Below are 9,492 nucleotides of genomic sequence, written 5' to 3'. Positions count from 1 at the left end.
ATTGCTTGAAGAAGGGGTTATTTTATGAAGCATTTTGAAGGACATTCGTTCGTTGAATGAACCTTAGTCTTGTAGCGAGGCCAATTGCTCCAATCGCTAATCCCGCAATTAATCCAATCCAGTAACCATCAGGTCCCATATCGAGAAAATTAGCGAGTGTGTAACCAATCGGTAATCCAAGTATCCAATAAGAGAGAAGTGACATGAAGAAGGTAATGGTGACATCTTTGTATCCTCGTAAAATCCCTTGAATTGGAGCTTGAAGAGCATCCGATATTTGGAAGAACATTGCATATAGTAAGAAGTGAGTCGTAAGCGTTATAACGGCTTGATCTTGTGTATAAATAGAGGCAACTGATTCTCGGAAAAAGAACAGCACGGTTGCACAAAGTAAAGCCATGGATAAAGCCATCGTAATTCCGATTAGGCTATATTCACGAGCATCTTTCAAGCGTTTTGCGCCTACTTCAAAGCCAATAACAATCGTTAAAGCCATGGAAATACTTAATGGTATCATATATAACAGTGAAGCAAAATTTATAGCGATTTGATGAGAGGCAATGGTCACGGTATCATATTCACTCATCAGTAAGGTTACAGCAGAAAAAATGCTTGTTTCAAAAAACACAGCGAGACCAATCGGAATTCCAATCTTTAAGAATGAGCTCCATTCTTTCCATGAAATGCGGTAAAACTTTTGAAATACGTTATAGACGGCAAATGGATAAATGCGTATGACGACGATAATGGCCACAATAGCTATGATCCAATACGTAACCGCAGTTGCGTATCCAGAACCAACACCTCCTAATTCCGGAAGTCCCAATTTCCCGTAAATAAGCATATAATTTAATAAAATATTAATTGGTAAGGCTCCGAGTGTAATGAGCATCGATACTCTTGTTTTTCCAAGTGCATCAATGAAAGCACGCAATGTATCATAAATAAACAAGGGAATGATTCCAAATGAAAGTGCCACAAGATAGTCATGAGCAATTTGATGAACATTTGCCTCTAGCTCCATCATATTTAAAATGGGACTAACCGTAAATGTACCGACAGTTAAAACCGATAATGCAATAGCAACGGATAAATAAAGGGCTTGTATAACAGAAAAGGGAACAGAGTTTATTCGTTTAGAGCCGACCAATTGTGAAACAACAGGGGTCAACGCAATGAGCACGCCCCCTAAACCCATATAAACCGGTGTCCATAAAGAACTTCCAATAGAGACACCTGCAACATCTACGGTATGATATTGTCCAGACATCATAATGTCAAAAAAAGTCATTGCATATAATCCAAGCTGAGTAATAAGAATTGGGATTAATAGGTGAAATAATTGGCGAACTTTTGCTGTTTTATTAAATGTTTGATTCATTGATGTACCTCTAGTTCAAATTTTCCACAATGGAAAAATTATATCATACGTCTGTCATGGAAATGAAAAGAATTTGATTTTTCTTTTTAGTTGGTGAATGGTTCAGGTGTGGTATTATGGAAGGTAAGTTCTTTTGGTTGGAAGGTGAAAACATTGACAAAAAAAATCGTGTTTACCGGCGGAGGTTCGGCTGGACATGTATCTGTAAATACAGCAATTATTCCTGAATTTATTAAAAATGATTGGGATATTACGTATATTGGCTCTGAAAAAGGGATTGAAAAAACGATCATTGAAAAAGAATTCCCTAATATTCGTTATGAAACGGTATCTGTTGGAAAACTGCGCAGATATGTATCGATTGAAAATTTAAAAGACCCATTTCGTGTAATTAAAGGAATCTTTGATGCACGTCGAATTTTAAAGAAGACACGACCAGATTTTATTTTCTCTAAAGGGGGATTTGTGTCTGTTCCAGTTGTGCTTGCAGCTAAAATGCTTAAAATTCCGATTTTTATTCATGAATCGGATTACACACCAGGTTTAGCGAATAAAATCGCGATGCCATTTGCTTCAAGAATTTTTACAACGTTTGAAGAGTCCAATGCCCATTTGCCGAAAGAAAAAGCGTTATATATCGGCGCTGTATTGCGCGATGGTATTTTTGCGGGAAATGGAGAAAAAGGAAAGCGCTTTTGTGGTTTTACTAGTAAAAAGCCAGTCTTGCTCATTATGGGCGGGAGTTTAGGTGCTGTTCGTATTAATCATTTGATTACAAAGCATCTTGAAGAGTTGCTTCGTCATTATCAAATCATTCACATTTGCGGCAAAGGAAATGTCGAGGAGTCATTGAAGCAGCCAGGATATGCTCCGTTTGAATATGTGCACGAGGAGCTATTCGACTTATTAGCAGCAGCAGATGTCGTTATTTCACGTGCAGGATCTAATTCGATTTTTGAGTTTCTTGGTTTGCAAAAACCGATGCTGCTGATTCCACTAAGTGCAAATGCTTCTCGCGGCGATCAAATTTTAAATGCAGCGAGCTTTGAAAAACAAGGATTTTGTCAGGTCATTCAAGAGGAAAACTTGAGTTTTGAACAGTTTGAGTCAACGCTTGATCATTTATTGAAGGAGTCTTCGATGTATCGCGCGAAGATGGAGCAGAAGCGCCCATTTAAAACAGGACCCGAAATGTATCAATTATTACTAGATTTAATGAAAAAATAAGCATGTATCTAGTTTCTCTAGCATATGTTGTTCTAAATGCTAGAGGAGGAATAGAAATGGCTTATCAATATTCAAAAGGTTGGTTTATTGCGGAATTAAAGAAGATGGGGATTAAGCATCATCCGGTAGAGCGTCGAAAGCTAGAGCTGTATAAGACGTATGTGTTACGGAATTTATATAAAGAGTTACAAAAATAACAAGTGACAGGTTCGAGCCACCGCGGTTCGAACCTGTTTGTATAGGCGATGTTAATGAATATTGTTGATTTAGCCCATTTTATCTAACAACGTTTTATAAAAAAGAATCAATCATAGGGAAACAGAAAGCGATTATAATACCAGCCATCGCCATCGCTACTCCGGCTACTGCCCCAGTGAACTCACTTTCCTGAGCGGCGTGAGCGGTACCAAAACCGTGGGCTATTGTTCCATATGCAATCCCGCGAGCAAAAGGCATTGTGATATGGAGCTTATCCATAAGCCAAGGAGCAATCATTGTACCAAGAATGCCTGTTATAAGTACAAAGGCGGCCGCTAAATTTGCGTCCCCTTCATATAACGACATAATCTCAACGGCAATCGGGACCGTAACGGATTTTACAGCGAGTGCTTGAACCATGTTTAAACTGAAGGAGAATAGTTTAGCGATGATAATCGCGATACATAAAGTGACGGCTAAGCCAAGAATAATACCACTAATCGCTGGAATGGCATATTTTGCGATAATGGCACGATTTTTATAAAGCGGTATAGCTAAAGCGACTGTTGCGGGTCCAAGAAAATATGTGATGATTTCTTTAGCCAATATGTAGTCTTCGAAATGTAAACCGCTGATAAGTAAGACTGATACAATAGCAATCGTGCATAAAAAAACGGGTGTTGTAAAAGGTGATGGGTATTTCGTATATACTTTTCTTCCCGCTATGTACGCGATAATGGTGATAGTAATGCTATAAATGGTGATGAACGTTTCCATGCTGTTTGACTTCTCCTTTCTGTGCAAGCTTTTGTACAGTTAATGCAGAGACGATAAAACCAACGATTAGACTGATGCCCAGAACAAGTGCTAAAGACCATCCGTAGCGGAAGAATAAAGCACCTAATGTCATTAAGCTAACGGCAATCGGGATAAAGAAAAAAGCGAGATGCTTGACAAAGAAGCTAGCTGTGAAATCCACCCATTCCAGCTTTATGACATTTGTTTGAAGCAGGATAAATAATAAGAGTATCCCAATAACGTTTCCAGGAATGGGTAAATGGAAGAAATCTGTGCACAAGTAACCAATTTTACAAATGGTAATAAGCACTATCAGCTGAATGATAAAAATAAATCCTTTTTTCATCATAATTGAAACAAATCCTTTCGAATTTTTTTGGAAAAATGTTCAAGTGATGTGTTTATTATACGAAAATATCATTACGATGAATAGAGTAATAATCAGAAAAGATTAACTTTTCAGTCAATAAATAAATCCCTTTACACAAATGGTAAAGGGATTTAAGTGCACTATGCCTCCATAAGATGTTGATCATTGTCATCATTTTGTCGAAGGATATGCAGCGTGTATAAATCTTTTGGAATTTCGAAAAGATCGAATAGATCTTCATTTTGGTTGATTTGTTCATATAATGCTTTTCTTGTTTCGTTTACTTTCATCGCATAAGGGAGTTTCTCAGCTGCCTTTAAAGAGCGAATATTTTTTTTGCGAATGCGCATAAATACGGTTTCTATACCAAGGTCAAAAAAGATTTCTTTAAAGAAAGCCTCTTTTGCAAGAGTATTATAGCCTTTTCCATGGAATGGTTTACCTAACCATGTACCGAGAAATCCTGCACCATTTTCCACATCATATAGGGAGATGCAGCCAATCGGATTATCCCATTCATCTAAAATTGTTCTTGAAATTAGTTCACCAGCTTCTTCAGCTTCAATCGTTTGCTTTGTAACAAAAACGTATTCTTCGTAAGAATCTACTTTTTGGCGTACGAAAGGGAAGACATCTGGATGCGACATTAAATCATAAAGAGACGAACAATCAACAAACTCTCTTTTCTTTAACATTTCCATCCCTCCGCTTTGAGGGCAGTTCTATAGCGTAGCTGCCGCCCACCCTCGAAATTTTTTAAGTCGTTCATCAAAAAATTTCGGGGTGGGAATCGAACCCACTAGAACCGGGAAACCGGTGGCGCACCATTTGCCTTCCCTATTTTTATTGTCAGAAATATAATATGCTCTACCTTGCTATAATACTAAAAAAAAATGCATTTGGATATAGTAATTTTGCCTATTTTTTCGACTAAATTTTGTTATTTTTATTTTATGCAAACGATTGTATTAATCATGCGTTTTTATTCAAAATTTTCCGGTAAATTGGAGGGATAAAATGAGGATTCCAAGAATCCAAACATATAAGGCAAACCACTTTAACGATTGTTTTTTTAAGAAATCAATCATCCAAACAACAGCTATATACCCAAAGACTGCTGAAGTTAACGTACCGATAAAAAGAGCCATAAACGAAAGACGCTCCACTTCTCCAGTGAAAATAGGCTTCATTTGAAAAACAATGCCGCCAGCGATTGCTGGAATCGACAGTAAAAAGGAGAAATAAGCAGCGGTGGAGCGGTCGAGTTTACACAACAATCCAGCTGCAATTGTTAAGCCTGACCGAGAGAGGGCAGGCATGATGGCAGCTGCCTGAAACGTACCGATTATAAACGCATCTTTTACGGAAATTTGCTCTAATGTTTTCGTGCCGCCCTTTCTTGCATCTGCGAACCATAGAATGAGACCAGTAGCAAGAAACTCCCAGCCGATGGTCACACCTGACTTCGAAAGTGAATCAAACCAATCTCCAAGTAAGACGCCAGCAAATACTGCAGGAATCGTTCCGGCAATGAGTAACACAGTCATTTTTGAAAATGGCTTTTTGACGATGGAAATGATTTCTTGCTTATAGACAACAAGTAGAGCAAGCAATGTACCGATATGAAGCATCGTATCTAAGAAAATTCCCGCTTCATCTAAATGAAATAGGTGACGTCCTAAATATAAATGCCCTGTGCTGGAAATCGGTAAAAATTCAGTCAACCCTTGAATGATGCCGAGAATGAATGCTTGAAATTCATTTAACAATTGAATTCACCTCAGGTAAAAGTAGTAAGGACAAACACTAATTATCTGTATGCGAGTCTATGTCCAAAGATGTGCAACATTAAGCGATATATTCGGAATTTCTAGTGCATATGTTAAAAAGTTCTGTATAAAATGATGAAAAATGAAACTGTTTCTATGTTTATGCGTATAACTAGATATAGTATGGAATGAGAGAGGAGGAACGACAAATGGTTACCCAAGATGAAAAAGTATTTGCTGTTCTTATTTATGTTATTAGTTTATTTTTTCCGCTTCTTGGACCGCTCATTATTTGGTTAGTGAAAAAAGATTCACCATATATTGATTATCATGGCCGAGAGTATTTTAATTTTCTTATCTCCTACACGATTTATGGAATAATTGGAGCACTTCTTGTTTTCGTTGGAATTGGCGTATTGATTCTGCCTATTTTAGGGGTTGCAGCGTTTGTGTTTACAATCATTGCGGCGATACGAGCCTATGAAGGAGTCGAGTATCGAATTCCACTTATTTTTCGAATTTTATAAGTCATGAAAAAGGAATCTAGCTGATGTTTGTCTAGATTCTTTTTTGTTAGGCTTTGTTATAGGATACTGTTGATTTTTGTTAAAGGGAATTAAGGAATGGATAGCGAAATAACAATATAGAGAGTATGAATCTTTAGTCAAGGAGCTAATTATGAATATTCGAGAGTATTATCAGAAAACAGCAAAAGCATGCTTTTGCGTTGCTTGGATTTCCCTATTGTTAGCGATTATTTTTTTTGTTTGTCATCTTTTACAATTATTTGAAGGGGATTTATTAATCTTTGTTATTCCAATCATCATTTTTAGTGTGCTTCACTTCTTTTATTTTCGAACTTATGATAAAAGGGTAGAAAAATTAGGGGATAAGCCGATGCAAACAAGTGGTCAGTTATTAAGCATAGACCATGTATTAGTCGTTTTTATGCCTGCACCAACATTGCGTATGCTGCTATTTGATTCGAAAGGTTTGCTTCTTGGAGAAGTTCGCGATCAAAATATGCGTTGGTTTATGTGGTTGATTCCGAACGTCGTTTCACTGCTATTGCCCAAGCGATTTATCTTATTGGATAGCGATGGACAAGTTAGGGCAAAATATCATACTCGAGCAGGGTTAACGAATTCGATGACGATTTATAATGCTGATGATGAAATAATTGGGGGTTATCAGGAAAAATGGAAGGATTCACTAATTAAAATTAAAGGGATCATCTATAAAGGAAATCAGAGTGAATGGATTGCAGTAGAATCAAAAGCAAGTCTTTACTCTTTACAACTTAAAACAATAGATAAGAAAAGTGTCGCCTCCTTTCAAGAAGGCTGGATGCCGGTAGAGTGGGCTAAGCGATTTGAATTAAATACACCGATTATTACCTTTTCTTCGATAATTACTGAACAGGAGAGAGTCATTATTTTAGGCTTTTTAGCCGCTGTATTACATCACCGTGATCATTGAATATCTGATTTAAAACAGAAGTGTAGTCAATTTTATGAATATTTGATATAATGTATAGATGAAATACATAGCTAATCAGGAGATGACAACAAATGAGCTTGTTAAATGAAATTCTTGACTATAATGAAAAGTTTGTTAATGAAGAGGAGTACACAAAGTATCAAACAACTAAATACCCTGATAAAAAAATGATAATCGTTAGTTGTATGGATACCCGTCTTGTCGAGCTACTTCCAAAGTCTATGAATGTCCGTAATGGTGACGTGAAAATTTTAAAAACAGCAGGAGCAATCGTTTCTCATCCATTTGGAAGTGTTATGCGTAGTATCCTTGTCGCTGTTTATGAATTGAAAGCAGATGAAATTTATGTGATTCCACATCATGATTGTGGAATGGCAGCGGTCAATACAGATGAAATGATTAAGAAGATGGTTAATCGCGGTGTTCCAGAAGGTACGATTTCAACAATTGAAAATTCAGGAATTGATATTAAAAATTGGCTTCGCGGCTTTGATGATGTGTATGAAAGTGTAAAACATAGTGTGAATTGTATTAAAAACCATCCACTAATTCCACAAAACATTCCTGTTCATGGTTTGATTATTGCGCCGGATACTGGAAAATTAGAAGTAGTTGTTGATGGATATAAACAATTAGAAAACGTTAAGTAAGGTGCTTGAGGGACATGCTTTGTTTCCTTCTATATTATTGTAAGGCTTAGTTAAATAATAGGGGCCAGCTGTGGCTTATTGCGTGCGAAGCTTTGGTTTCGCACGCTTTTTAGTTTTGTAGAAAGCTACAATATCGCATCATAGTTATTTGCAAGGCCTTGTTATACAATGCTGTTGATTGTTGGCTTATTTGTGCTATTAACAATATTATGTAACAAAGCCATTTGTAAAGAAGAATCCTACTGACATAATTCAACTGAAAATGCTATGATAGGATTAAATGTAGTGTTTTTAAGTATTCAACAGAATAGGATGAGACAAGATGATTATTGATTTATTAAAAAGCCACGGCTCAGGTAATGATTTTTTCATTATTGATGAATTAACGACGAATCTTTCTTTTACAGAAGAAGAACGCCGCCAATTAGCACTAGCATTATGTAATCGTGATCGTGAATTAGGGGCGGACGGTATTTTATTCGTATTAAAAAGCGAGCGTGCTGATGCAAGAATGCGCGTGTTTAATGCAGACGGATCGGAAGCATCTATGTGTGGGAATGGGCTGCGCTGTGTAGCTCGCTATGCAATTGATACGCTCGGTAAAGAGAACTTAGTTATTGAAACGATGAAAGTGGATTTAGAGGTTGAAAAGGTAGCCGATGTATATGAAGGAATACCGACGTTTAAAGTAGAAATCTCACCGGTAAGCTTTGATGTTAAGGATTTGCCGCTTGTGATTGAACAAAGCGAATTACAAAACGAACGATTGCCAGAATTACATGATACGCTTCTTTTTTCGGCGTTAGCTGTACCAAACCCACATTTAGTTACGATTGTAGATAGCGAAATGATTCATTCTGATGTTCAGGAAGTATTAGCAACAAAAGTAAATGGACCGAATGAGCTTTTCCCAGATGGAGTAAATGTAAGCTTTGTAAAACAGTTAGAAGCAGGACATATTTATGTCCGTACATTCGAACGCGGTGTTGGCTTTACAAACGCATGTGGAACAGCGATGTCAGCTTCAAGTTTAGTAACATGTTTAAATGGTTTAAATCAGCTTGAAAGTGATATTTCCGTATTCAATAATGGTGGTAAAGTGAAATGTGTTGTTCATAAACGTGATAATCAATATTCCATTGACTTGATTGGGAATGCTACAAATGAATACAAAGCAACGATTGAAGTGGATTTAAATTGTCCAGAGCAATTTAATGTGCTGACAAAAGAAAGTTTTGATCAAGAAATTACGCTATATGCGAAGCTTAAAGCAGACGTACAAAGCTATTTAAAAGAAGTTTTATGAATAGGAAAGGGCGTTTCCGAATAACATCGGAACGCCCTTTTTGTATGGATAGATAGTGGGTAAAGCGATTTTTGACTTTAATATCAAGAACAATACAGTTGCTAGATAAAGCCTCAACATGTATCTGAAATGGATTTATAAGTATCTCATCCATTTTGATTTGTTTAAGAAGATAGGGGAGTCGAGTGTTTTGGTAACTTTTCCGTATGTTCGGAATAATATTTATAATAAGGACAAGGAGTGATGTGTATATGGATCAACCGTTTGATTTGAGAGTTATCATTTGCTATTTA

Annotated in this window: 11 protein-coding genes; 6 read left to right on the top strand and 5 right to left on the bottom strand. The window is 36.8% G+C overall.

Annotated elements, in window-relative coordinates; translation table 11 throughout:
* Window positions 1-22: 22 nt before the first annotated feature.
* On the bottom strand, window positions 23-1,381 hold the full coding sequence (locus V7068_RS02705; RefSeq protein ID WP_499710895.1) for an MATE family efflux transporter: 1,359 nt from the start codon (window positions 1,379-1,381) through the stop codon (window positions 23-25).
* A 153-nt stretch (window positions 1,382-1,534) separates the two neighbouring features.
* Here V7068_RS02705 and murG point away from each other — a divergent pair, with 153 nt between their 5' ends.
* Together murG and V7068_RS02695 are read left to right on the top strand one after the other, a co-directional pair.
* A complete protein-coding gene (murG, locus tag V7068_RS02700) occupies window positions 1,535-2,608 on the top strand; it encodes an undecaprenyldiphospho-muramoylpentapeptide beta-N-acetylglucosaminyltransferase (RefSeq protein WP_499710894.1) in 1,074 nt (357 codons plus the stop codon).
* A gap of 56 nt (window positions 2,609-2,664) precedes the next feature.
* Window positions 2,665-2,805 (top strand): YflJ family protein, encoded by a 141-nt coding sequence (locus V7068_RS02695; protein WP_127760927.1) that lies wholly within the window; start codon window positions 2,665-2,667, stop codon window positions 2,803-2,805.
* Between the two features lie 94 nt (window positions 2,806-2,899).
* Here V7068_RS02695 and V7068_RS02690 read toward each other — a convergent pair whose 3' ends face one another.
* The 4 genes from V7068_RS02690 to V7068_RS02675 form a co-directional block, all read right to left on the bottom strand.
* Window positions 2,900-3,583, bottom strand: a complete 684-nt coding sequence (locus V7068_RS02690) for an LrgB family protein (protein WP_499710893.1) — start codon at window positions 3,581-3,583, stop codon at window positions 2,900-2,902.
* Window positions 3,558-3,953, bottom strand: coding sequence for a CidA/LrgA family protein (locus V7068_RS02685; protein ID WP_499710891.1), 396 nt, complete (start codon window positions 3,951-3,953; stop codon window positions 3,558-3,560). The genes V7068_RS02690 and V7068_RS02685 overlap by 26 nt, the downstream gene beginning before the upstream one ends.
* A gap of 161 nt (window positions 3,954-4,114) precedes the next feature.
* The gene (locus tag V7068_RS02680) at window positions 4,115-4,669 is read right to left on the bottom strand and encodes a GNAT family N-acetyltransferase (protein WP_499710890.1); all 555 of its coding nucleotides are present in this window, start codon (window positions 4,667-4,669) and stop codon (window positions 4,115-4,117) included.
* A 291-nt stretch (window positions 4,670-4,960) separates the two neighbouring features.
* A complete protein-coding gene (locus V7068_RS02675) occupies window positions 4,961-5,743 on the bottom strand; it encodes an undecaprenyl-diphosphate phosphatase (protein ID WP_499710888.1) in 783 nt (260 codons plus the stop codon).
* 209 nt (window positions 5,744-5,952) lie between these two features.
* Between V7068_RS02675 and V7068_RS02670 the strand changes: the two genes are divergently transcribed.
* The 4 genes from V7068_RS02670 to dapF all read left to right on the top strand — a co-directional run bounded on the left by V7068_RS02670 (window position 5,953) and on the right by dapF (window position 9,199).
* Window positions 5,953-6,270 (top strand): DUF4870 domain-containing protein, encoded by a 318-nt coding sequence (locus V7068_RS02670; protein WP_127760915.1) that lies wholly within the window; start codon window positions 5,953-5,955, stop codon window positions 6,268-6,270.
* A gap of 151 nt (window positions 6,271-6,421) precedes the next feature.
* Entirely contained in the window at window positions 6,422-7,222 is an 801-nt protein-coding gene (locus V7068_RS02665; protein WP_499710887.1) for a hypothetical protein, read from the top strand.
* A 92-nt stretch (window positions 7,223-7,314) separates the two neighbouring features.
* Window positions 7,315-7,893, top strand: a complete 579-nt coding sequence (locus V7068_RS02660; RefSeq protein WP_499710885.1) for a beta-class carbonic anhydrase — start codon at window positions 7,315-7,317, stop codon at window positions 7,891-7,893.
* Between the two features lie 322 nt (window positions 7,894-8,215).
* On the top strand, window positions 8,216-9,199 hold the full coding sequence (gene dapF, locus V7068_RS02655) for a diaminopimelate epimerase (RefSeq protein ID WP_499710884.1): 984 nt from the start codon (window positions 8,216-8,218) through the stop codon (window positions 9,197-9,199).
* Window positions 9,200-9,492: the final 293 nt, after the last annotated feature.

The organism is Bacillus sp. JJ634 (assembly GCF_036962285.1).
GTDB classification, from domain to species: Bacteria; Bacillota; Bacilli; order Bacillales; family DSM-1321; genus Peribacillus; species Peribacillus asahii_A.
The sequence above is the reverse complement of the archived record's forward strand: the minus strand, read 5'-3'. Positions and strand labels throughout refer to the sequence as shown.